23 protein-coding genes are annotated in these 21,622 nt (G+C 61.1%); 8 read left to right on the top strand and 15 right to left on the bottom strand.

Annotated features, from left to right (window positions below; genetic code table 11):
* Positions 1-85 precede the first annotated feature (85 nt).
* Together M5B98_RS12635 and M5B98_RS12640 are read right to left on the bottom strand one after the other, a co-directional pair.
* Positions 86-361, bottom strand: a complete 276-nt coding sequence (locus M5B98_RS12635; protein ID WP_248742877.1) for a hypothetical protein — start codon at positions 359-361, stop codon at positions 86-88.
* 81 nt (positions 362-442) lie between these two features.
* Positions 443-1,177 carry a DUF899 domain-containing protein gene (locus M5B98_RS12640; protein WP_248742878.1) on the bottom strand — a complete coding sequence of 245 codons (735 nt, stop codon included), beginning with the start codon at positions 1,175-1,177 and terminating at the stop codon, positions 443-445.
* A gap of 175 nt (positions 1,178-1,352) precedes the next feature.
* Here M5B98_RS12640 and M5B98_RS12645 point away from each other — a divergent pair, with 175 nt between their 5' ends.
* A complete protein-coding gene (locus tag M5B98_RS12645; RefSeq protein WP_085710345.1) occupies positions 1,353-1,745 on the top strand; it encodes a transcriptional regulator in 393 nt (130 codons plus the stop codon).
* A 58-nt stretch (positions 1,746-1,803) separates the two neighbouring features.
* On the opposite strand, the gene M5B98_RS12650 is transcribed toward M5B98_RS12645, so the two are convergent.
* From M5B98_RS12650 to M5B98_RS12660, 3 genes are all read right to left on the bottom strand, one after another.
* Positions 1,804-2,673: a DUF6279 family lipoprotein gene (locus M5B98_RS12650; RefSeq protein ID WP_248742879.1), complete on the bottom strand. Its 870-nt coding sequence runs from the start codon at positions 2,671-2,673 to the stop codon at positions 1,804-1,806.
* Between the two features lie 71 nt (positions 2,674-2,744).
* Entirely contained in the window at positions 2,745-3,461 is a 717-nt protein-coding gene (locus tag M5B98_RS12655; RefSeq protein ID WP_114881844.1) for a TorF family putative porin, read from the bottom strand.
* A 215-nt stretch (positions 3,462-3,676) separates the two neighbouring features.
* Positions 3,677-3,865 carry a hypothetical protein gene (locus M5B98_RS12660; RefSeq protein WP_016985943.1) on the bottom strand — a complete coding sequence of 63 codons (189 nt, stop codon included), beginning with the start codon at positions 3,863-3,865 and terminating at the stop codon, positions 3,677-3,679.
* Positions 3,866-4,215: 350 nt separating this feature from the next.
* Here M5B98_RS12660 and M5B98_RS12665 point away from each other — a divergent pair, with 350 nt between their 5' ends.
* From M5B98_RS12665 to M5B98_RS12675, 3 genes are all read left to right on the top strand, one after another.
* On the top strand, positions 4,216-5,052 hold the full coding sequence (locus tag M5B98_RS12665; protein WP_248742880.1) for a S1 RNA-binding domain-containing protein: 837 nt from the start codon (positions 4,216-4,218) through the stop codon (positions 5,050-5,052).
* A gap of 45 nt (positions 5,053-5,097) precedes the next feature.
* On the top strand, positions 5,098-5,508 hold the full coding sequence (locus M5B98_RS12670) for a DUF2177 family protein (RefSeq protein ID WP_248742974.1): 411 nt from the start codon (positions 5,098-5,100) through the stop codon (positions 5,506-5,508).
* 152 nt (positions 5,509-5,660) lie between these two features.
* Positions 5,661-6,593 (top strand): DMT family transporter, encoded by a 933-nt coding sequence (locus M5B98_RS12675; RefSeq protein ID WP_085710351.1) that lies wholly within the window; start codon positions 5,661-5,663, stop codon positions 6,591-6,593.
* Here M5B98_RS12675 and M5B98_RS12680 read toward each other — a convergent pair.
* Complete coding sequence (locus M5B98_RS12680; protein WP_248742881.1) at positions 6,538-7,719, bottom strand: MFS transporter; 1,182 nt, start codon at positions 7,717-7,719, stop codon at positions 6,538-6,540. The genes M5B98_RS12675 and M5B98_RS12680 overlap by 56 nt on opposite strands.
* Before the next feature lie 105 nt (positions 7,720-7,824).
* On the opposite strand from M5B98_RS12680, the gene ptrR reads away from it, so the two are divergent.
* Positions 7,825-8,718, top strand: coding sequence for a putrescine utilization regulator PtrR (gene ptrR / locus M5B98_RS12685; RefSeq protein ID WP_114881847.1), 894 nt, complete (start codon positions 7,825-7,827; stop codon positions 8,716-8,718).
* A 142-nt stretch (positions 8,719-8,860) separates the two neighbouring features.
* Positions 8,861-8,989, top strand: coding sequence for a PA1414 family protein (locus tag M5B98_RS28680; protein WP_007914492.1), 129 nt, complete (start codon positions 8,861-8,863; stop codon positions 8,987-8,989).
* Between the two features lie 100 nt (positions 8,990-9,089).
* Here the strand turns inward: M5B98_RS28680 and M5B98_RS12690 are convergent, their stop codons facing one another.
* The 6 genes from M5B98_RS12690 to speB form a co-directional block, all read right to left on the bottom strand.
* The gene (locus tag M5B98_RS12690) at positions 9,090-9,338 is read right to left on the bottom strand and encodes an acyl carrier protein (protein WP_248742882.1); all 249 of its coding nucleotides are present in this window, start codon (positions 9,336-9,338) and stop codon (positions 9,090-9,092) included.
* A gap of 47 nt (positions 9,339-9,385) precedes the next feature.
* Complete coding sequence (locus M5B98_RS12695) at positions 9,386-10,111, bottom strand: MBL fold metallo-hydrolase (protein ID WP_248742883.1); 726 nt, start codon at positions 10,109-10,111, stop codon at positions 9,386-9,388.
* Between the two features lie 86 nt (positions 10,112-10,197).
* Complete coding sequence (locus M5B98_RS12700; protein WP_248742884.1) at positions 10,198-11,577, bottom strand: sodium:solute symporter; 1,380 nt, start codon at positions 11,575-11,577, stop codon at positions 10,198-10,200.
* A gap of 79 nt (positions 11,578-11,656) precedes the next feature.
* Positions 11,657-13,168, bottom strand: a complete 1,512-nt coding sequence (locus tag M5B98_RS12705; RefSeq protein WP_085710359.1) for a purine-cytosine permease family protein — start codon at positions 13,166-13,168, stop codon at positions 11,657-11,659.
* 55 nt (positions 13,169-13,223) lie between these two features.
* Complete coding sequence (locus M5B98_RS12710; protein ID WP_085710361.1) at positions 13,224-13,646, bottom strand: YybH family protein; 423 nt, start codon at positions 13,644-13,646, stop codon at positions 13,224-13,226.
* Positions 13,647-13,656: 10 nt separating this feature from the next.
* On the bottom strand, positions 13,657-14,607 hold the full coding sequence (speB, locus tag M5B98_RS12715) for an agmatinase (protein ID WP_007956591.1): 951 nt from the start codon (positions 14,605-14,607) through the stop codon (positions 13,657-13,659).
* Positions 14,608-14,833: 226 nt separating this feature from the next.
* Here speB and M5B98_RS12720 point away from each other — a divergent pair, with 226 nt between their 5' ends.
* Together M5B98_RS12720 and M5B98_RS12725 are read left to right on the top strand one after the other, a co-directional pair.
* Positions 14,834-15,727 (top strand): LysR family transcriptional regulator, encoded by an 894-nt coding sequence (locus tag M5B98_RS12720; RefSeq protein ID WP_007956593.1) that lies wholly within the window; start codon positions 14,834-14,836, stop codon positions 15,725-15,727.
* 6 nt (positions 15,728-15,733) lie between these two features.
* Positions 15,734-16,327 (top strand): tRNA-uridine aminocarboxypropyltransferase, encoded by a 594-nt coding sequence (locus tag M5B98_RS12725; RefSeq protein ID WP_248742885.1) that lies wholly within the window; start codon positions 15,734-15,736, stop codon positions 16,325-16,327.
* Between the two features lie 29 nt (positions 16,328-16,356).
* Here M5B98_RS12725 and M5B98_RS12730 read toward each other — a convergent pair whose 3' ends face one another.
* From M5B98_RS12730 to M5B98_RS12740, 3 genes are read right to left on the bottom strand one after another with little or no spacing between them, the layout of a single operon-like run.
* Entirely contained in the window at positions 16,357-17,718 is a 1,362-nt protein-coding gene (locus M5B98_RS12730) for an HlyD family type I secretion periplasmic adaptor subunit (RefSeq protein ID WP_085710363.1), read from the bottom strand.
* Between the two features lie 9 nt (positions 17,719-17,727).
* The gene (locus M5B98_RS12735) at positions 17,728-19,887 is read right to left on the bottom strand and encodes a type I secretion system permease/ATPase (protein WP_248742886.1); all 2,160 of its coding nucleotides are present in this window, start codon (positions 19,885-19,887) and stop codon (positions 17,728-17,730) included.
* A gap of 30 nt (positions 19,888-19,917) precedes the next feature.
* Entirely contained in the window at positions 19,918-21,282 is a 1,365-nt protein-coding gene (locus M5B98_RS12740; RefSeq protein ID WP_248742887.1) for a TolC family outer membrane protein, read from the bottom strand.
* Positions 21,283-21,622: the final 340 nt, after the last annotated feature.

Raw genomic sequence — 21,622 nt, forward strand, 5'->3', positions numbered from 1 at the left:
AAATAAATGCACAAATGCAATTCTACGGACGAAAGGACACTGCCTTGAGGGTGTCCCTTGTGGTGGAAGTTGAAGTCCGAGGCCGTTAACCCTCGGTTTTATGCTCGGCCGAATCCAGCTCCTTCAAGCGCTGGTCGATCAACTGGCATTTGTCCGGCAGATCGGCAGAAGCGGTGCCCAGGTCCATTTTCTGCAGCTCGGCATTGATTTCCTTGGCCTTGGCCGGGTTTTGCTCGGTGAGTTTCGCCACTTCCTGAGCCAGTTGTTCGCGTTTGGCGGTGGCTTCTTCCGGGGTGCAGGCCCACACGGGCAGGGCGCAGGCGAGTGTGGCGGCGAGTGTGAGGGGGAGCAGGGTTTTCATGATGGCAGGCCTCAGATCCGGTTAAGGCGGGTTAACCGGTTGAGGGCCGTGACCCGTGAAAAGTTCAGTGTCTTTGCCGGCTCAGTCGCCGTGGCAGCAACTGGATTTGTGTTCTCCGTCATAGCGATCGTGATGCCTCACCCACTCCATGATCTCGTCCTCGTTCCGCCCTTTTGGCGTGAGGTCGAGAAAGTTGTAGGCGCCGACCAGCAGGTCCAGACCCCGGGCATAGGTTGAGTAGGTGTGGAATATCTCGCCGTTATTGGCGCGATAGAACACGCTCAGCCCCGGCATTTCCTCTTCACCACTGTCAGTCTTTTCATAGTTGTAAGTAGCCTTTCCGGCTTCGGCATCTTCAGCACGGGCACAAACGCCAAAGTCGTAGTTGAAATCGGAACCGTCCGACGACACCCAGTCGAACTTCCAGCCCATCCGCCGCTTGAACGCCTGGAATTCGGCGAATGGCGCGTGGGATACCGCCACCAGCCCGATGTCATGATGGGCCAGGTGCAGATTGGCGCCGTCGAAGTGGTCGGCGAGAAACGAACAGCCCTGGCAGCCTTCTTCCCAGCCCTTGGCGAACATGAAGTGATAGACGATGAGTTGACTGTGCTGGCCGAACAGGTCGGTGAGTTTCAATTCGCCGTCCGGCCCCATGAAGCGGTAGTCCTTGTCAACTTTCACCCACGGCAGCGCGCGGCGTTTGGCGCTGAGGCGGTCGCGTTCCCTGGTGAAGGCCTTTTCATCGGCCAGATGCTGCTTGCGGGCGGCGAGCCATTCTTCGCGCGACACCACCGGATGATTCTCAACGTTCATGATGATTTCTCCTGCGGGGTTGAAACCGTCTGTCTCAGACTAGTCGCTCAAGGCTGTCGGAAATCGACAGACCGCCGGTCGGTCGTTGCGGTAAATGAAGCTGAACGGCTATTGCCCGCTCGGGTCACAACCTAAGACAGCGCCATTAATCACGCGCACCGGAGGTTGAATCAGGATGACGACTTATAACTGGGATTTGATTGAACGCCTGCTGCATGAAGTGCAGAACGGCGCAGGCCACAGCTTTGCACCGCGCTCCTATGCCGAAGACTACGCAGCGGAAAAAGCCGCGGCAGGCGAGCCGATCGAGAATCTGGATCATCTGAAAACCATCGCCTGTGAATACGAACAGAAGCTGTTGCTGCGCGGTTTTATCGAGCCTCGGGGCGACGATGAGGGCAGTACCGGCAACAATTTCAGCCTGACCCCGCGTGGCTCTAGCCTGTTGAGCCTGATCGACAGCAGCATTCCCGGTAACGATCATCCGCGTCAGGTGCTGGATGAGCAGGAGGATGCGCTGGATGAGGCGACTTTCGATCGTGTCGCGTCAAAAGCGCAGATTGCCTGAAGGCCTGCTGCGATCCCTATGGAGCCGGGTTTTCCGGCTCCCGCAGGTTCAATGAACCTCAGCCTGCTTTCGCCGCTTTCAGACACTTCAAATCATTGAAGTCCTTGCGTACTCCATCGATTTTCTTCAACAGGCGCTGGCGTTGTTGCGGTGTGCTTTCTGCCATCAGATCAACCGCCAGCGAGCGCGCCTGGGCCTCGGTGTCGGCGTAGGCCTTGCGGTAATCCGCTGTCCATAAACGCTCGCGATAGACCAGAAGTGTCTCGATCCGCTGTGGGAAATCCGGACTTTTACGCTGGGCAACGGCGGCGCTGAACTGCTGTTGCCAGTGCGCACGGTTGGCGATCCATTGGGTGTTCTGGTCGCCGAGTGCGGTTGACCACGCCATCACCCGTTGCTCTTGCGTGACACTCAAAGGTCCGAGCCAGTCGTTGAGGCGCTTGTCCATGCGGGCGCCACGCTCGGCGATCTGCTGGGCCAGTGGCGGCTTCACATACTCCTGCTGACGTTTGCGCAGGTCCTTGGCGAACGCATCGTTCATGTCGGTGACCTGTTTGTCGTCCAGCCCTTGCAGCAACTCGATGGCCGACGGGGTAATCTCCCGGGCGGTTTCGGCAATCGCCTGCTTGGCTTCCACGGTGCGGGCCTGGAGCGCGGTGTCGGTGACCTGATTGGTCTCGACCATGGTTTGCAAACGATCCAGCCAGTCCAGGTAGCCCGGCAATTGCGTGGTGCAGTGCCAGCTCAGGTGTTCCTTCAGGCGTTCGTTGAACCAGCCTTTCTGCTCGCCGGTCATGTCCAGGTAGTCGCTGAGCGTCCATGGAATGATCACGTCGAGATTGCGATAGGCCAGGCCGACGCGGCTGCACGCGCCGAGGGCGAGGGTGAAGATCAACAGGGTGGCGCAGTGTTTGAACCAGCGAGACATGAGCGAGTCCTTGCGAAAGCCTGGCGTCTGATTCTTATGTGAACGCAGGATGCTCCCGGCAGTTCAGCCGATCAATAGAACGCACGCTCGGCCTTGAGCGTGACCAGCCCGTCGCACTGGCTGTTGTGCCCGGAATAGGCGGAGCAATCGCTGCCGCTGAGGCTGGAATTGCTGTAGATCAGGTCCAGGTCGATGCCCATCACCGGCCGGGAAAATTTCACCGACCAGTCGGTAAAACTGCTGACATAACCGCCGTCCACCGAGACCGGCGTATTGAGCTGATGGGTGGTGTATTTCATGCTGATCCCGATGCCGAACGGCTGGTTGCCGCCCAGATCGGCAAACAAGGTGTTGTTCTGTTTGTCCGGATCGTTGCTCAGTGCGATGCCGAAACGGCTGCCGAGCAGGGTCAGGCCGCCGAACAGTTCCTGGCTGTCGAGGGTGTCGACCTTCGGATAGCTGTAATGGATCATCCCGACTTCGTAGCCGAGGGTTTGATCGAAGGGTTGTTTGAAGCCGACGTAGGAGTCGATCTCCAGATTCTTGCCCGGCGTCAGCCCCATGCTCGGTGCGTATTGGCCAACGTAGAGGCCGCTGTCATGGGTCAGATCGAGGCCGCCGTGAAACGAGCCGGCCGCCGAGGGTTTGACCAGACCCTGGGCCATGCTGCGGCTGGGCGTAGTGCCGAGCTTGAGGTCGAAGTCGCCGAGTTCACGCTGGAAAATCTGCGCGTGCGCCACCGGGCTCGCCAGCAGTCCTGCAAGAAATAAACAGAGGGGTTTGAGCATGCGTCACTCCATGAACAGCGAGCACAGGCCGACGTACCTGCTGAAACGCTTGATCCAGACGCGTGCAAGGATACCGGCGAATGATCGGCATCGAGGGCCGTTCGTCGATTTCTGTTGTTTTGTCGGTTTGATTAAACGTGAGAGAGGTCTTGCGAGGGTTCCGGTCCAGACGCTTCGAAGCTCAAAGCGCCTTGGGACTGGGATGTTGCGGGGTGTTACTTCTTGCCCAGGCTGATCTGCTTGGACGGGCCGAACGTCTGGCCGCTGACGCCCTTGGCAATTTGCTGGATCTCGCCGCCTGACTTGAGGAATGCCGCGATCTGATCGTTGATCGATTCGCTGGTTTCAACGGCTGGAGCTGGCTTTGCTTTGCTGGTGGATGCTTTTACACGCATGGCGGCCATTAACCTGTAGAAAAGTAACTCGGCCAGGCATCGTACAGGAATAACTTGACAATTGCTTGGTAAATATCCCCCGGAATAACCCAGCATGCGGGTGGATTATTCTCGATTAATTATTATAAATATCCTGCTAACCTGCTGTTTTAAATAACAACATTTATCGGGAAGGGTGGATTTTTCGCGGGGGCGTCGCGCCGGGGAGTCGCCGAGGTGGTCTGACGAGTGGCGCCCGCTCGGCGGCAAACCAAGGAAAATCAAGGCTTCGCGCAAATTTCAGTTTGCGGAAGCATCTGCCGGCCAACGAACCCGGCAAAACCGGGTAGAATGCCGCCCACGCAATGAGGGTATTGGAAATGGCTTTAGTCGGGCGCTACAACAGTTTGCAAGTGGTTAAACACACTAACTTCGGTTTATATCTGGACGGCGGTGCCGACGGCGAAATTCTTTTGCCCAACCGTTATATCCCTAATGATATTCCCAGCGAAGATGAAGACTGGCTCAATGTTTTCATTTATCTGGACAGCGATGACAAACTAATTGCCACCACTGAAAAACCAAAAGTTCAGGTCGGTGAATTTGCCAGTTTGAAAGTTGTTGAAGTCAACAGCATCGGTGTGTTCCTCGATTGGGGTCTGCCGAAGGATCTGCTGCTGCCTTACTCCGAAGAAAAACGCCAGATGACCGCCGGCGAGTACTGCGTGGTGCATGTCTACCTCGACAAACACACCCGCCGCATCACCGCCACCGCGCGCCTTGATCGCTACCTCGACAAGACCCCGGCCAACTACAGCGTGGGCCAGGAAGTCGATCTGCTGGTGGCCGAAGCCACCGACATGGGTTTCAAGGCCGTCATCAACAACAAGCACTGGGGTTTGATCCACAAGAACGAAATCTTCAAGTTCATGCGTTCCGGCATGCGCGAGAAAGGTTTCATCAAGGAAGTGCGCGCCGACGGCAAGATCAGCCTGAGCCTGCAACCGGTGGGTCAGGAAGCGGCCAGCAGCCTGAGTTCGAAGATCCTCGCCAAGTTGCGCGAAAGCAACGGCACCCTGGCCGTCAGCGACAAGAGCGATCCGGCGCTGATCAGCAGCCTGTTCGGTGTCAGCAAGGGCAACTTCAAGAAGGCCATCGGTTCCTTGTACAAGGAAGGCAAGATCGTCATTCATGCCGATCGCATTGAACTAACCTGAGCCTGACGTGGCCCATGTTGCATGGGCCAACCTGAGGTCGGGCAGATGAAAAAAGCGCTGATTGCCTACGTCGCCACGCTGCTGATGTTTCTCCTGCTCGACAGCCTCTGGCTCGGCGTGTTGATGGCACCGACCTATCGCGAACTGCTGGGGCCGCTGATGCTCGAAAAACCGTTGCTGGTGCCAGCAGCGGTTTTTTATTGCCTGTATGTTTTCGGTTGCATGGTGTTTGTGGTGTTGCCATCGATGACCTGGCAACGCGCCGCCCGGATGGGTGCACTGCTCGGGCTGGTCGCTTACGGCACCTATGACCTGACCAATTGTGCAACGCTGCGCGGCTGGTCGGTGCAGGTGACGTTGCTGGATTGGGCATGGGGGACGTTTGCCACTGCGCTGGCCTGTATGATCGGATTTGTCGTGGCCGACCGGTTTGACAGATCAACCCGTCAGCGCTGACGCTTCAGGAGAATGAAGTGTCTCTTCCAGACGGCTTTTTCTGGCCAACTGGTTAATAATCCCCGAGACCATTTTTCGCCCCGGACGAAGAGCCGGGGCTTTGTTTTGACCATTGGAAAAACTGCCATGTCGTGTGTGTTCGAGGTGTTGCGGTGAGCGTCAGTCGGCGCAGTGCCGACGGCTTTGCCCTGCAAGTGATGATCGGCCTGTGCCTGATCTGGGGTGTGCAGCAGGTGCTGATCAAGTGGGCGGCGACCGACATTGCGCCGGTGATGCAGGCGGCGGGGCGGTCGGGAATTTCCGCGTTGCTTGTAGGACTGCTGATCTGCTGGAAGGGCGGCTGGGATCAGGTCGGCACGACCTGGCGCGGCGGCTTGCTGGCCGGTGCCTTGTTCGGGCTTGAGTTCCTGTTCATTTCCGAAGGCCTGCAACTGACCACGGCAGCGCACATGTCGGTGTTCCTCTACACCGCGCCGATCTTCACCGCGCTGGGCGTGCATTTCCTGTTGCCCAGCGAACGTCTGCGACCGGTGCAATGGCTGGGGATCTTCATGGCATTTGTCGGGATCGCGGTAGCGTTTGCCGGCGGCGTGTCGTGGGACAACCTCGATCATCGCATGCTGCTGGGCGATGCCCTCGGCGTGCTGGCCGGGGCCAGTTGGGGCGCGACCACCGTGGTGGTGCGCGCCTCGCGCCTGTCGGAGGCGCCGGTGACGCTGACGCTTTTTTACCAGCTGATTGTCGGCTTCGTCGGTTTGCTGTTGATCGCACTGCTCAGCGGCCAGATCACCCACGTCAGCCTGACCGCCGTGGCGGTGGGCAGCGTGCTGTTCCAGGGCCTGGTGGTGTCGTTCTTCAGCTATCTGACCTGGTTCTGGCTGCTGCGCCGTTATCTGGCGGCCAATCTGGCGGTGTTTTCCTTCATGACGCCGTTGTTCGGCGTCACGTTCGGCGTGGTGCTGCTCGGCGAAGAACTGAGCCTGAACTTCATCATCGGTGCCGTGCTGGTGCTGCTCGGCATCACCTTCGTCAGCGCGGAACAGTGGGTGCGTCGGCGTTTGCGCAAAGCGCTCGGCCAGTCGTAAGCGGCTTCCACGCCAGACCGCCGGCAATCAGCAGGCCGCTGCCGGCGATCATCAGCGCCGGTTGCAGGCCACCGCTGAAGTGGCTGCTGACCGCCGCCAGCAACGGCCCGCTGAGCTGACCGACAGCGAAGCACGCGGTGAGCAGGCCGGCGTTGCGCTGGGTGGCATGGGGCGCCAGCTCCCGGGAGCGCTGCATCACCAGTTGCATGCAGGCCAGGAACGGCGTGCCGCACAGGATCACACCCAAAGCCAGGCCGAGGCCGCTGCCCAGCAGGCAGGCAAAGACACCAGCAGCTTGCAGCCACAACGTCGCCATCAACCAGTGACGAGTGGTTTCCGGATCGTGTCGACGCAGACTTACCAGCAACACGCCAATCGCAGCAGCGAGGCCGAAGCATGGCCAGAACAGATCCGCCTGCCATTGCCCGTGAAACTGCGCGTTGGCCATCTGCGACAGGAACGTGGCCGGAATGATGTAGCCCACGCCGTACAAGGCATACACCACCGCCAACCGTCCGATGCCGCGATTCGAATGATTGACGGCGGCAGGCGCGACGCTTGCTCCAACACCCGGTTGCGGCAGGATCCGCACGATCCCCAGCAACATCACCAGCGCCACGGCGGCATAGATCAGCCACAAAGTGGCGGACGTCTGCTGCGCCAGATGCGAGAACAGCGCCAGCAACCCCGTCAGAAAGATTCCAAGGCCCGGCCCGGCAAATACAAGCGCGCCCAGTCTCGGGCGACCCGCCGCCGCAGCCAGCGGCTGACTCAGCGCAGTAATCATCACCAGTACCCAGGCGCTCGCCACACCGGTGCCGAAGCGCAGCAGCAAGTGCGACCAGAAGCCATTGGCACAGAACGACGCCAATGTCAGCAGCACACACAGCCACAAGCCACCATGCAGGCGCCGTTGCACCTGACCGGGCCGACGGGAAAACATCGCGTCCACGGCGCCGAGCAGATAGCCGAGGTAGTTGGCGGCTGCAATCAGACCGGCGGCGGTCAGGTCGATCTGCCCTTCGCTGATCAGGTGGGGAAGTTGCGGCGTGAGGGCGAAACGCCCGATGCCCATGGCCATCATCAGGGCAATGAAACTGGCGGATAAGCGAATCAGCGGCGACATGGTCTGGATTCCGTTGGAAGGTTCGATGACCGTCAGGCTAGGACTGATTGACTTTCTTTAAAATTGAATAATAGTGAGTAACTTGTTCTGTTCAGGAGAAAGGTTGTGGAGTTCAGCCAATTGCGGATCTTCCAGGCCGTGGCGGAGGAGGGCTCGATCACTCGCGCCGCCGAACGCCTGCACCGCGTGCCGTCGAACCTGTCGACCCGGCTCAAACAGCTCGAAGAGCAACTGGGCGTCGAATTGTTCGTCCGCGAGCGTCAGCGTTTGCAGTTGTCGCCTGCGGGAAAAGTCCTGCTGGACTACACCGGCAAGCTGTTCGCCCTGCGCGATCAGGCCAGTGCGGCGGTGATGGGTGGGCAACCGGCGGGGGATTTCGTGCTCGGTACCTTGTACAGCACCGCCGCAATTCACTTGCCGGCGCTGCTGGCGCGGTATCACAAGCAGTATCCGGCGGTGAATCTTCAGGTGCAGTCTGGGCCCAGCGGCGAATTGCTCGAAGGGCTGCTCACCGGGCGGCTCGATGCGGCGCTGGTGGACGGCCCGCCGCAACTGGCCGGGATCGACGGGGTGCCGTTGTGCAACGAGCGGCTGGTGCTGATCAGCGAGGCCGATCATCCGCCGGTGCGCAGTGCCAAGGATGTCGAGGGGCGGGCGGTGTTCACCTTTCGTCATGGCTGCGCCTACCGCGCACGGCTGGAGTCGTGGTTCGCCCACTATCACGCGGCGATGGGCCGGGCGATGGAGATCGAGTCCTACCAGGGAATGCTGGCTTGCGTGATTGCCGGCAGCGGTGTGGCGCTGATGTCGGAGTCGATGCTCGCCAGCCTGCCGGGCCGCGAAAGTGTCGCGGTGCACCCGCTGGCCGAGCCGTTTGCCAGTGCGACAACGTGGCTCATGTGGCGCCGGGGCATGGTCGGCGCCAACCTCAATGCGTGGATTGAGCAGCAGCAGGCGCTCTATCCCGTGGCTGGCGAAGATACCCGGGAAACGGCTTGAACGAACGGTCAGGGATTCTGATCCATTCAGTAACAGATCATTGCGGATTTCGCCGAGCATTGCGTAGGACTTCGGACTATTATCAGTGCGAAGCGGCTACAGAATTCCGGCCGCTCAGCACCACCCTGAAGGGGGCATGACGATGAAAGAGAAAATTCAGAACTGGCTGCACGATTTGGGTGTTGCCCTCGGCTTGATCGAACCGCCTCTGCAACCGGTCCCGATTCGCACTGACGACGAACAGCGTCGGCGTCAGCAGCGTCGGCGGTAATGCCTTCCGGCTCCAAGGATTAAAGATTAGAGAGGTCGCCGTTTCGGGCGGCTCCGGCAGAAAGAGGCTGGAGCCGCCGGAAACGGCGACCTTTTGCTTTTCAGTGCCGCCCGATTTCCAACAGAAACCGGCTCAAGTCATTCGCGGTTTTCGCGTTCTTGAGCATGCGGTCCTCTTCTGCGGTGAAGGCCGTCAGTCCGAATTCATCTTCCAGATGGAAGATCAGATCCTCGATATCCGCCTTCTCCAGACCCAGCTCCGCCAGACTGGTGTTGTCATTGAAGTCGCGGTGTTCCAGCAGGCGTTTGATGAATCGGTGCACGGCGGCACGCACGGCAGCTCTTCTCATGGCAGATGTTCAAAAAGTGGCGGGATCTGACTGGAGTACAGCAGGCCTCAGGCGTGTCGGCGCAACCATTCGTCAATCATCGAGCGTAAATGCTCTCCCGAGAAACTGCCGAAATGCCCGCCATGCACCGTGCGGATCCTCAGCGCCTGCAAGCGTCGCAGGCTGGCGGCGTAGTCCTCGAGATTGGAGTGGTAGGCGTCTTCAATCAGGGGGCCGTCGTAGATGATGTCGCCGCTGAACAGGGTTTCGGTGGCGGCTTCATAGAGGCTGATCCCGCCTGGTGAATGCCCCGGTGTGTGCAGCACCTGCAAAGTGCGGTTGCCCAGGTCTAGCACATCGCCGTCCTCGACAAACCCGGTGGCCGGCGCAGCCTTGACCCGGTATTCGGCGTAGCACAACGGGCAATCCGGGTGCGCTTCGAACATGTCGTCGCCGACGAAGGCGCGGCTCAAGTCATTCTCGCCATCCGGCGCAGCCAGAATGTCCGCCTCGGCGGGATGCACCAGCCGTTCGGCAAACTCGTGATGCCCGGCGATGTGGTCGAAATGGCAATGACTGGCCACCGCCACCAGCGGCCGTTCGGTCAGCCACGGCAGTTGCTCGCGCAGGCTGACCAGCCCGGAACCGCTGTCGAGCAGCAGGTCCTTGTTCCGACCCTGCACATGCCACAGGTTGCAGCGGTAGAACGGGCGGATGAACGGCTCGTGGATCAGGCGAATGCCGTCGCTCAGGTGCTGGACTTCGAACCACTGATCGCGAGAAACAATCTTCATAAAGCATTTTCTCCAGACGAAAAAAAACGGGTGTGGCAACCGACGCCACACCCGTCGAAGAAAGCATCAAGTCGTTATGTTTCAGCTTAGATCGCGCTGGCCACGGTCGCAGGGCGACGGGATACCAGGCTCACCACCACGAAACTCACCAGGCCAACGGCCAGGCTGTAGTAGATCGGGGTGTTGGCGTCCAGACCGTCCTTGACCATGAACAGCAGGGCGGTGGCGAAGCCCAGGCCCATGCTGGCGATGGCGCCGGCGGTGGTGGCGCGTTTCCAGAAAATTGCACCGATCAGCGGGATCAGCATGCCGCCCACCAGCAGGTTGTAGGCCAGGGTCAGGGCGCTGATCACGTCATTCACAATCAGCGCGATACCCAGCACCACAACACCGGTCAGCAGGGTGAACAGGCGGTTGATGCCCAGGCTCGACTGTTTGCCGCCACGCAGTTTCGGCAGCAGGTCTTCGGTCAGGGTGGTGGCAGCGGCGAGCAGGCCGGCGCTGGCGGTGGACATCATCGCGGCCAGGGCAGCGGCGATCACCAGGCCACGGATGCCGTCCGGCAGCGACAGTTTGACGATCGCGGCGAAGGCGTTGTTGACGTTGTCCAGATCCGGGATCAGCACGTGTGCAGCCATGCCGATCAGCGCGCAGGCCAGGCCGTAGAGGATGCAGTAGATGCCCGCGATGCTACCGGCGTACTGAGCGACTTTGGCGGTCTTGACGGTGAACACCCGTTGCCAGATGTCCTGACCGATCAGGATGCCGAAGAAGTAGATCATGAAGTAGGTGATGATCGTGTCCCAGCCGATGGTGGTGAAGCTGAAGGCGGTGGCCGGCAGTTTCAGCACTAGTTCGTCCCAGCCACCGACTTTGTACAGGCAGATTGGCAACAGGATGAACATCAGGCCCACGGTCTTGATGATGAACTGGACGATGTCGGTCAGGGTCAGCGACCACATGCCACCGATGGCCGAGTACACCACCACCACGCCACCGCCGAGCAGCACCGAAACCCAGAACGGCAGGCCGAACAGCACTTGCAGCACGGTGCCGATGGCGAGGATCGAGGTCACGCCGATCATCAGCGCGTAGGCCAGCATGATTGCCGCGCTCGCCGAGCGGGCCATCGGGTTGTAGCGTTTTTCCAGGACCTGGGTAACGGTGTAGATCTTCAGTTTCAGCAGCGGCTTGGCCAGGAACAGGTTCAGCGCCACGATGCCGCAACCCAGTGCCGCGCACAGCCAGAAACCGGAGATGCCGTGCACATAGCCCAGACGCACGGTGCCCACGGTGGACGCGCCACCGAGAACGGTCGCGGCCATGGTGCCCATGTACAGGCTCGGGCCGAGGTTACGCCCGGCGACGAGGAAGTCCTCGTTGGTCTTGGCTTTGCGCATGCCGAAATAGCCGAGCAACAGCATGCCGGCCGCGTAGATGAGGACGACGAATAAATCCAAAGCCATGATGGCGTGTCTCCGATTGTCTTTTTTATGGGGTGGAACACTGTGGGAGAAGGCTGACTCCCACAGGCGATTCGTTTCTTCAGGCGGCCTGACGCAGCGCCGCTTCCGCCGGCGCATGGGCGCCTTTGCTCCGTGGATCCTTCGGTCCGTAGACCAGCGCCGGTTCCGGGAACAGGCTCAGCAGCATCAGGTACATCACCGAGGCCAGACCGAGGGTCACCAGAAGGCTGATGTCGATGCCGCCGGCCAGTTCACCCAGCGGGCCGACGAACTGCCCCGGCAGGTTGACGAAGCACAGGCCGACCGCCGCGCTCGGGATCCACGCACCCAGGCCGCGCCAGTTCCAGCCGTGGCTGAACCAGTAGCGTCCGCCTTGCTCGCCGCGCGTGAACACTTGCAGGTCGTCCGGGCAGTAGAAGCCGCGACGCACCACCAGGCCGATGATCATGATCACCATCCATGGCGTGGTGCAGGTGATGATCAGCACGGCGAAGGTCGACACGCTTTGCACCAGGTTCGCCGCGAAGCGCCCGATGAAGATGAAGGCAATCGACAGCACGCCGATCAGCAGCGTCGCTTTCACTCGCGACAGCAGGCGCGGGAACACACTGGACATGTCCAGCCCGGTGCCATACAGCGACGTGGTGCCGGTGGACATGCCGCCGATCACCGCGATCAGGCACACCGGCAGGAAGAACCAGCTCGGCGACACCGCCAGCAGACCGCCGACGTAGTTGTTGGCCGCGATGTAGTCCGGTGCCTGGATCGCTACGATGGTCGCAGTGGTCAGGCCGAACAGGAACGGAATGAACGTAGCGATTTGCGAGAAAATCACCGCCGCCATGATCCGCTTGCGCGAAGTTTCACGCGGGATGTAGCGGGCCCAGTCGCCGAGGAACGCGCCGAAGGAAATCGGGTTGCTCATGGCCACCAGCGCGGCGCCGATGAAGGCGGCCCAAAAGCCCGGCTGACCGAGGCTGACAGTACCGGCGTAGTGCGAATCGAAAGGACCGGCGAAGGCGAAGATGCCCAACAGGAACAGCAGGCTCGCGCTCCACACCGCAACCTTGTTCACCCACAGCAGGAAGCGGAAGCCGTAGATGCACACGGTCAGCACCAGAATCGCGAACAGACCGTAGGCCAGGCCCAGGGTCAGGTCGGTTTCCGGCAGGCCGATCAAGCGTTTGGCACCCCCGATCAGCGCATCCCCCGAACTCCACACCGAGAGCGAGAAGAAGGCGATGGCGGTCAACAACGACAGGAACGAACCGACGATCCGCCCGTGCACGCCGAAGTGCGCACCGGACGACACGGCATTGTTGGTGCCGTTGAGCGGGCCGAACAGGCCCATCGGTGCGAGGATCAGCGAGCCAAGCAGCACGCCCGAGACAATCGCCCAGACGCCCGCCTGAAAGGACAGGCCGAACAGCACCGGGAAACTGCCGAGCACGGCGGTGGCAAAGGTATTCGCGCCGCCAAAGATCATGCGGAACAAGTCCACGGGACCGGCGGTGCGTTCGTTGTCCGGGATCTGTTCGACCCCGTGGGTTTCAATCTGCGTAAGGCTTTGGTCTTTGTTGTTGTTATTCATGATCTGCTCCGATCATAAAGGCGCGCTCATCGTGCGTGAGCGTCACCTGTCTTGGCTAAGGGGGTGGCAGCCCTTCCGGCATTGCGGACAAATGTTCGTGGCAGGCCAGCCAATGGCCTTGTTGTTCTAGGCTCGACGTTTGTTTCTTGAAAACAATCGTCTCGCGCTCCTGGCTGAAGTGTTGCTCCCCTTGCATGCGCAGCTCGGTGGCCACGTCATGGATGAAAATCGCCACGTCACCCTGCAGGCTGACGAAGGCGTTGCTCGAGGTGCACGACAGCACCTCGAAGCCATCCTCGGCGCGCCAGCTGTCCCACAACGCCTGATAGGCATCGCGCGACAGCAGGGGCTGTTCGAGGGTGTAGAACACGAAGCTCGCATCGGCGCTGAACGCGCCGAAGTAGGCTTCGCGATCGTTGCGGGCGAAGGCGGACACCAGATCGGCGGCCGCTTTCAGAACCTGATCACGTTCGTTCATGACCCGACCCTCAGCGGTGGACCACGCCCGGCAGTACGCAGAGCATTTCGTACAGCAGGTTGGCGGCCAGCAGCGAGGTGTTGCCGGTGGTGTCATAAGCGGGCGAGACTTCTACCAGATCGCAGCCGATCAGGTCGAGGCCCTGGCAGCCGCGAACGATTTCAATCGCCTGAATGGTCGTCAGACCACCGATTTCCGGGGTGCCGGTGCCCGGCGCCCAGGCCGGATCGATGCCGTCGATGTCGAAGCTCAGGTACACCGGGCCGCCACCGACTTTCTCGCGCACTTCGGCCATCAGCGGTTCCAGCGACTTGTGCCAGCACTCTTCGGCCTGCACCACGCGGAAGCCCTGATCGCGGCTCCAGTTGAAGTCGTCAGCGGTGTAACCCTGCGCACGCAGACCAATCTGCACCACGCGGTCGCAGTCCAGAAGGCCTTCTTCGACGGCGCGACGGAAGGTCGTGCCGTGGGCGATCTTCTCGCCGAACATGTGATCGTTGACGTCAGCGTGAGCGTCGATGTGCACCAGACCGACCTTGCCGTGCTTTTTGTGGATGGCACGCAGGATCGGCAGGGTGATGGTGTGGTCGCCACCCAGGGTCATCGGGATCACGTTGTGCTCGAGGATGTTGTCGTAGGCTTCTTCGATGATGCGCACGGCGTCGAGCAGGTTGAAGGTGTTGATCGCCACGTCACCGATGTCGGCAACCGACAGCGAGTCGAACGGCGCAGCGCCGGTGGCCATGTTGTACGGGCGGATCATCACTGATTCGGTGCGGATGTCGCGTGGCCCGAAGCGGGTGCCGGGGCGCAGCGAAGTACCGATGTCCAGTGGCACGCCAACGAAGGCAGCGTCCAGGCCGGCAGCGGTCGGTACATGGGGGAGTCGGAGCATGGTGGCGATGCCGCCGAAGCGCGGCATTTCGTTGCCGCCCAGTGGTTGGTGAAGAATCTTGTCCACGGGTAGGGCCTCATCGTCTTTGTTTTATTTATGTCGGCGCGCCGTTCAGCACAGGTTCGGACGCCGCTGTGGGGCCGATTCTGCGAAATGTAGTGAGATGGAAGAATCGCTACGAACAAAAACTTAGTTCAGAATTTTCTAAACTAATGGAGAGGGGCGGGATAGACTTTGTGCGCCTTGGGGTTCGATTGATCAAGCGACACATCTCTACTGCCGGGAGTAACCCATGGCCAACGCTTTACCCGACCTGAAACTTTTGCGCATTTTCGTCAGCGTCGTGCGTCATCAGGGTTTTGCCAACGCGCAGCAGGAACTCAACCTGTCGACCTCGGCGATCAGCACCTACATGAGCCAGCTCGAAGCCGCGCTCGGTCTGGTGCTATGCCATCGCGGGCGCGGCGGGTTCAGCCTGACCAGCAAAGGCGAGCTGTTCCATCAGGAAACCCTGCGCCTGCTGGCCGAACTCGAAGGGTTCGAGCAATACGCCGCAGCGCTCAAGGGTGAACTGCGCGGCACGCTCAATCTGGGGGTGATCGACTCCACGGTCAGCGACAAGGCCTTGCCGTTCGCCGAAGCCATCGGCGCCTACAGTCAGGAACACCCGGCGGTGCATTTGCACCTGTCGGTGATGAGCCCCTATGAACTGCAACTTGGCGTGCAGGACAACCGCCTCGATCTGGCCATCGGCGCGTTTTCCACGCGCATGAGCGGTCTGGTGTACATGCCGCTGTACCGCGAACAGCACTGGCTGTATTGCAGCAGCCGTCACCCGTTGTTCAACGAGCGGCGGATTCCCGAGCAGGTCATCACCCAGCAACGCATGGTCGGGCGGGGCTACTGGAGCCAGGCGGAACTGGCGCGCCACGGTTTCAAACACAGCGCCGCCACCGTGGAAAGTATGGAGGCACAGCTGATTCTGGTGCTGTCCGGCGCCTACATCGGTTACCTGCCGGAGCACTATGCGCAAGCCTGGGCCGACAAGGGCGACCTGCGGGTTTTGCTGCCGGCGACCTTCGGTTATCAGGCGCCGTTTTCCATGATCATGCGCCGTGGCCGCAGCCGCGAGCCGCTGATCCAGACTTTCCGTGACCTGCTCAAAGCGCAGCTCAATCAGGCATAAGAATTCATGTCCAGACCTCAATGCCCGCGTTGCCTGCGCCCACAAACCCACTGCCTGTGTCCGCTGATCCCCAGCCTCGACAGCCGCACCCGGGTGTTGCTGTTGCAGCACCCGAGCGAAGTCAGTCACGCGCTCAACACCGCACGTCTGGCGGCACTCGGTTTGAACAATGCCGAACTGATCGTCGGCGAGGTGTTCGAGGATTTGCCAACGTTGCTGAACCGGCCGGGCTATCGGGCGCGGTTGCTGTTCCCGGCGGACGATGCGCAGCCGATGCAGGCTTACACCGCGACCGATGAACCGCTGTTGCTGGTGGTGCCGGACGGCACGTGGCGCAAGGCGCGCAAGATGTTGCACCTCAATCCCTTGCTGGCGGCGTTGCCTCGGGTGACTTTGGCGGAGGGTGGTGTTTCCCGGTATCGGCTGCGCAAGGCACCGGGGCCGGGGGCGTTGTCGACCATCGAGGCGATTGTGCAGGCGTTGCAGACCCTGGAAGCGCCGGCCTCTTTCGATCCGTTGCTCAAGCCGTTCGAGGCGTTGATCGAGGGGCAGATTGCGGCGATGGGGGAGGAGACCTTCCAGAAGAATCACGGAGGCTGATCGTTCCCACTGCGTGGGAACGAGTGCGACTAGCGCTCGCGCATCGCTTCGGTCCGGGCCTTCAGCACCGGTTTGAGCAAGTAATCCAGCACGCTTTTCTCCCCGGTAATGATGTCCACTGTCGCCACCATCCCCGGAATGATCAGCAGCGGTTTCACATCCCCGCCCAAATGGTTTTTGTCGGTACGCACCTGAATCAGGTAAAAGCTGTTGCCCTTGTCGTCGGTGATGGTGTCGGCACCGATCAGCTCAAGTTTGGCACTGAGCCCGCCGTAGATCGTGTAGTCGTAGGCACTGAACTTGACCATGGCTTTCTGGCCCGGGTGCAGGAACGCTACGTCCTGCGGACGGACCTTGGCTTCGATCAGCAGGTTGTCTTCCAGCGGCACGATTTCCACCATGTCGCTGCCCGGCTGGACCACGCCGCCGATGGTGTTGACCTTCAATTGCTTGATTACCCCGTGTACCGGCGAGGTCACCGTGGTGCGGCTGACGCGGTCGTCGATGGCGATGCTCGACGCGGTGATTTTCGACAGGTCGGTGCGTTTCTGGTTGAGATCCTTGGCGGCGTCGGAGCGGAAGGTCTGTTCCGATTCGTCGATCTTGCTCTTGATCTCGTTGATCGCCGATTCAGCCCGGGGAATCGCCAGGGTCGTGGCGTTCAACGAGCCACGAATTTCCACCGCGCTGCGTTTGAGCCGCAGGATTTCCACCGGCGACACCGCCCCGGTGCCCACCAGCGGCGATGACATGTTCATCTCTTGCTGCAACAGCGCCAGGCTGGAGCTGTACTGACCCTGTTTGGAGCGAAACTCCGCCAGTTCCTGAGTCTTTTGCCGCAGCTGTTCGGTGAGCGTGCGTTGCTCACTGGCCAGGCGCCGCTGGCGCTGGTCGTAGAGCGCGCGTTCATCTTCGGCCACTTGCGGCGCCTTGCTGACGATCTCGTCCGAGAGCTTCATCGGCCGGCCTTCGGACTCTGCCGACAGGCGTTCGACCTGCGCCATCAACGCATAGCGATCCGCCTCGCTCTCGCCCTTGTTCGACAGAAACCGCGTGTCATCCAGGCGCAGCAGGGTGTCGCCCTTGTTCACCATTTGCCCTTCACGCACGAAGATCTCGGTGACGATCCCGCCTTCGAGGTTCTGGATCACCTGGACCTTGCTCGACGGAATCGCCTTGCCTTCGCCCATGGTCACTTCTTCGAGCACCGCAAACTTGGCCCAGACCAGCGCGCTGATCAGCAGCGCCGCTGCCAGCCACACGGTGATCCGCGACCAGCGCGGCGAATCCTGCAACGACGCGCCGGCGGTTTCCGGCATGAATTCGGCCTCGGCGCTTTTGCCGAAACTGTCGAAGTAGCCGCGCGATTTTGAAGAAGAGGAAGCAGACATGGGCAACTCCTAGACCGCCGCCGAGCCGACCCGGCCCTTGCGCAGTGCATCGATGACCGCATCCTTCGGACCGTCGGCGACGATCCGGCCGTTGTCCAGCACCAGCAACCGGTCCACCAGGCTCAGCATCGAGGTGCGGTGGGTAACCAGCAGCAAGGTTTTGCCCTGCACCCAGCCGTGGAGCTTCTGACGCAGGACGTCTTCGCTGCTGTTGTCCATGGCGCTGGTGGGTTCGTCGAGCAGCATGATCGGCGGGTCGAGCAACAGCGCCCGGGCCAACAGGACTGCCTGGCGCTGACCGCCGGAGAGCAATTGCCCGCGTTCTCCCACCGGCCGGTCGAAGCCTTGCGGGTGCTGGCGGGCCAGTTCGGTGACGCCGGTCAGTTCAGCGACTTCGAGCATCCGCGAATCGCTGACGTAGCGGGCGCCGAGCGTGAGGTTGTCGCGCAGGCTGCCGGCCAGCAGCGGCAGGTCGTGGGCGACGTAACCGATCTGCTGGCGCAGGTCGGCGACATCCAGTTGCCGCAGGTCGAGGCCGTCGAGCAGCAACTGGCCTTCTTCCGGTTCGTAGAAACCCATCACCAGTCGTGCCAGGGTGCTTTTGCCCGAGCCGCTGCGGCCGATGATGCCGATGCGTTCGCCGGGTTTGAGGCTGAAACTGACATTGCTCAGGGCCGGGGCATTCTGGCCGTTGTAATGGAAGGTCACACCGCTGACGTCCAGCGCGCCTTGCAGTTGCGTGCGTTCCAGCGGCCGCTGTTTGCCGTCGCGCTCCTGAGGCAGGGCCATCAGCGCGTCGGTGCTTTTCATGGTCAGTTGCGCTTGCTGGTAGCGGGTGATCAGCCCGGCAATCTGGCCCAGTGGTGCGAGCACGCGGCTGCCAAGCATGTAACTGGCCACCAGCGCACCGACGCTAAGGTTGCCGGCGATGATGCTGTAGACCCCGGCGACGATGGTCGCCATCCCCGAGAACTGCTGGATGAACAGCGTGCCGTTGGTGGCCAGCGCCGAGAGATTGCGCGCATGGCTGTCGAGGCGGGTGAGGGCGCCGTGGGTGCTTTCCCATTTGTGCTGGCGCTCGCTTTCGGCGCTGCAGGCCTTGAGGGTTTCCAGACCGCCGAGGGTTTCGATCAGCAGCGCCTGACGCTCGGCGCCGAGGCTCAGGCTTTTTTGCACGGTGTCGCGCAGGCGCACCTGAATGATCATCGCGAACATGATCGTGATCGGAAACGCCAGCAGCGGGATCACCACCAGCCAGCCACCGAGCAGGCCGATCACCACCAGCATCAGCACCACGAAGGGCAGGTCGATCAGGCTGGTCAGGGTCACGGCGGTGAGAAACTCCCGCAGCCCCTGAAAGTCGTGAATGCTCTGGGCGAAGCCGCCGATGGTCGCTGGCCGGGCCTTCATCGCCATGCCGGTGATGCGCTCGAATAAAGTGGCGGAAAGGATCACGTCGGTCTTCTTGCCGGCGGTGTCCAGCAGGTGCGCGCGCACCACCCGCAGCACCAGTTCGAAACCGGTGCCGATCAACAACCCGATGGCCAGCACCCACAGGGTCGACGTGGCCTGGTTCGGCACCACGCGGTCGTAGGTCTGCATGACGAACAGCGGCACCATCAGGCCCAGCAGGTTGATCAGGAAACTGGCGAGGATCGCATCGCTGTACAGCCATTTCGACAGCTTCAACGTGTCGCGAAACCACGCCTGGACCCGTGGCACCAGTGGTGAGCGAAGGTCTTCCAGTTCATGCCGGGGCCGGGCGAACAGGGCCTGGCCGCTGTAGTGTTCGGCGAGTTCTTCGCGGCTGACCCACTGCTCGCCGCCATCGGCTTCACTGGGCAGGATCAGGGCCTTGCCGTCATCGGCAAAACGCCGCAACACGGCGGTGCGGCCATTGCCCAGCAGCAACAGCACCGGCAGGTTGAGCGGGGAGATGTCCTTGAGGTCGCGGCGCAGCAGCCGCGCCTGCAAACCGGCCCGGGCTGCGGCGCGGGGCAGCAGGTCCAGGCTCAGGCGTTGCTTGTCCAGGGGCAGCCCGGCACTCAGACTGGCGCGACTGACCGTCGCGCCATGCAGTTTGCAGAGGATCAACAGACCGTCGAGTAACGGATCATCGAAGCTCAGCCGCGGATCGACCCCGGAAACACCGGGTTCCATGCTGGTCATATTGATCGCTCCCTGGCTACATCATCGGGACTACTTCAGTTCGGGCAAGCGCGCCTCGTTCTTCACTTCGGCAGCGGCAATCGCGTCGGCTGGCAGCACCACCCGTTGCTTGCTCAGCAACTGACCCATGTTCGCCAGCACGCGGTACATCGAAAATTCCTCGGTGTAGCGGATTTCGGTGTAGCGGCGATTGGCGTTGTACAGCTCGTTTTCACTGTCGAGCAGGTCGAGCAGGGTGCGTTGGCCGAGGCCGAACTGATCCTGATACGCGGCGCGCACACGCTTGGTGGTCTCGGCGTATTCGCGGGCGGTCGGGGTCTGCTTCTTGGCATTGACCATGGCGTTCCACGCCAGGTGAATGTTCTCGTTGAGCTGGCGCAGGGCGTTGTTGCGGATGTCCATGGCCTGGTTGATCTGGTGCGCATCGGAGGCCAGTCGCGCCTTGTCGCTGCCGCCACGGAACAGGTTGTAGTTCATCACCACGCCGACCCGCCATTCGTTGTCGTGGCCCTCGTCACCCTGCACGTTGTTGTTGGCGCCGACCGCCGCTTCCGCATCGAAGCGTGGATAGAACGGCGACTTGGCGACTTCGTACTGGCTCTCGGCCGATTGCACGTCGGCCTGGGCGGATTTCAGGTACGGGTTGTTCTCGACCATGCTCTGCTGGGCTTCGGGCAGGGTGGCGGGCAGTTCACCACGGGTCGAGGCCGGCGCTTCCAGCTCGTCGGGCATGCGTCCGACCACGCTGTAGAAGTTCGACTCGGCGTCCGCCAGATCGACCTCGGCGGTGTCGAGGTTGTTCTGCGCCAGCGCCTTACGGGCCACCGACTGATCGGAGTCGGCGGTGCTGCCGATGCCGCGCTGGGTACGCAGGCCGATCTGGTCGTTGACCCGCAGGTGCGCCTGCAGGTTGTTTTTGGCCAGGGTCACCAGTTCGCGGCGCTTGAGCACTTCGAGGTAGACCTCGATGGTGCGCAGGGCCAGGTCCTGGGCGGTGCCTTGCGCGTAATACGCGCGCGAGTTGGAAACGCCTTTGGTGCGCGCGACTTCGTTGGACGTGTTGAAGCCGTCGAACAGCATCTGCCGCAGGCGCAGCTCGGACTGGGTGTAGTTGAGGGTTTCAGTGTTGTGGCCGCTCGGGGTCAGCGCCCGGGTGTTGGTGTTGTCGCTGTAACCGCGCCCATAGGAGGCATTCAGATCGACGGACGGATAGTAGCCGCCCTTGGCGACGTTCACCTGTTCATCCGCCGACAGTTTCGCGTCGACGCGCGAAGCGAGATCCGGGTGGGTCGCAATGGTGCTCTGAATGGCTTCGGTGAGGTTCATGGCCTGGGCTTGGGAAGTGCAAGCCATGGCCAGCAAAACCGCACTGCAGAGGGGGGTTAGAACGCGCATGGGTGCATCTCCCTGAGTCCTGATGGTATTCCGCTGTCGCCAATTTATTGACGATATTTTTAGTGTTTAGCGTCTCATCGCTGTTACAACAGAGCTAAGAACATCCTGAAGCGTAGCTAAGAAAAATTTTTCATATGGCTTATGCCAAAAAAAACTTATGCGCTTCGCCGAATCCGGCACATTGTTCCATTCGAAAGCCTTTGTTTTATGTGCTTTAGGGAGTGCATGAAGGCTTGAGGAAAGTTCCACTCACTTTGCGACATACGGGCGAAGTACTGCTAAAGGGGAGGGACGCGTAGCGGCAAATGGGCGACAGTTTTTTGTCACTCGGGTGATTCAC

It is taken from the genome of Pseudomonas sp. MWU12-3088 (genome assembly GCF_023242405.1).
GTDB lineage: Bacteria > Pseudomonadota > Gammaproteobacteria > Pseudomonadales > Pseudomonadaceae > Aquipseudomonas > Aquipseudomonas kribbensis.

Coding starts and splice junctions, on each gene's coding strand:
- M5B98_RS12635 (WP_248742877.1), bottom strand. CDS start 361: ATGAAAACCCTGCTCCCCCTCACACTCGCCGCCACACTCGCCTGCGCC.
- M5B98_RS12640 (WP_248742878.1), bottom strand. CDS start 1,177: ATGAACGTTGAGAATCATCCGGTGGTGTCGCGCGAAGAATGGCTCGCC.
- M5B98_RS12645 (WP_085710345.1), top strand. CDS start 1,353: ATGACGACTTATAACTGGGATTTGATTGAACGCCTGCTGCATGAAGTG.
- M5B98_RS12650 (WP_248742879.1), bottom strand. CDS start 2,673: ATGTCTCGCTGGTTCAAACACTGCGCCACCCTGTTGATCTTCACCCTC.
- M5B98_RS12655 (WP_114881844.1), bottom strand. CDS start 3,461: ATGCTCAAACCCCTCTGTTTATTTCTTGCAGGACTGCTGGCGAGCCCG.
- M5B98_RS12660 (WP_016985943.1), bottom strand. CDS start 3,865: ATGGCCGCCATGCGTGTAAAAGCATCCACCAGCAAAGCAAAGCCAGCT.
- M5B98_RS12665 (WP_248742880.1), top strand. CDS start 4,216: ATGGCTTTAGTCGGGCGCTACAACAGTTTGCAAGTGGTTAAACACACT.
- M5B98_RS12670 (WP_248742974.1), top strand. CDS start 5,098: ATGAAAAAAGCGCTGATTGCCTACGTCGCCACGCTGCTGATGTTTCTC.
- M5B98_RS12680 (WP_248742881.1), bottom strand. CDS start 7,719: ATGTCGCCGCTGATTCGCTTATCCGCCAGTTTCATTGCCCTGATGATG.
- M5B98_RS28680 (WP_007914492.1), top strand. CDS start 8,861: ATGAAAGAGAAAATTCAGAACTGGCTGCACGATTTGGGTGTTGCCCTC.
- M5B98_RS12690 (WP_248742882.1), bottom strand. CDS start 9,338: ATGAGAAGAGCTGCCGTGCGTGCCGCCGTGCACCGATTCATCAAACGC.
- M5B98_RS12695 (WP_248742883.1), bottom strand. CDS start 10,111: ATGAAGATTGTTTCTCGCGATCAGTGGTTCGAAGTCCAGCACCTGAGC.
- M5B98_RS12700 (WP_248742884.1), bottom strand. CDS start 11,577: ATGGCTTTGGATTTATTCGTCGTCCTCATCTACGCGGCCGGCATGCTG.
- M5B98_RS12705 (WP_085710359.1), bottom strand. CDS start 13,168: ATGAATAACAACAACAAAGACCAAAGCCTTACGCAGATTGAAACCCAC.
- M5B98_RS12710 (WP_085710361.1), bottom strand. CDS start 13,646: ATGAACGAACGTGATCAGGTTCTGAAAGCGGCCGCCGATCTGGTGTCC.
- M5B98_RS12720 (WP_007956593.1), top strand. CDS start 14,834: ATGGCCAACGCTTTACCCGACCTGAAACTTTTGCGCATTTTCGTCAGC.
- M5B98_RS12725 (WP_248742885.1), top strand. CDS start 15,734: ATGTCCAGACCTCAATGCCCGCGTTGCCTGCGCCCACAAACCCACTGC.
- M5B98_RS12730 (WP_085710363.1), bottom strand. CDS start 17,718: ATGTCTGCTTCCTCTTCTTCAAAATCGCGCGGCTACTTCGACAGTTTC.
- M5B98_RS12735 (WP_248742886.1), bottom strand. CDS start 19,887: ATGACCAGCATGGAACCCGGTGTTTCCGGGGTCGATCCGCGGCTGAGC.
- M5B98_RS12740 (WP_248742887.1), bottom strand. CDS start 21,282: ATGCGCGTTCTAACCCCCCTCTGCAGTGCGGTTTTGCTGGCCATGGCT.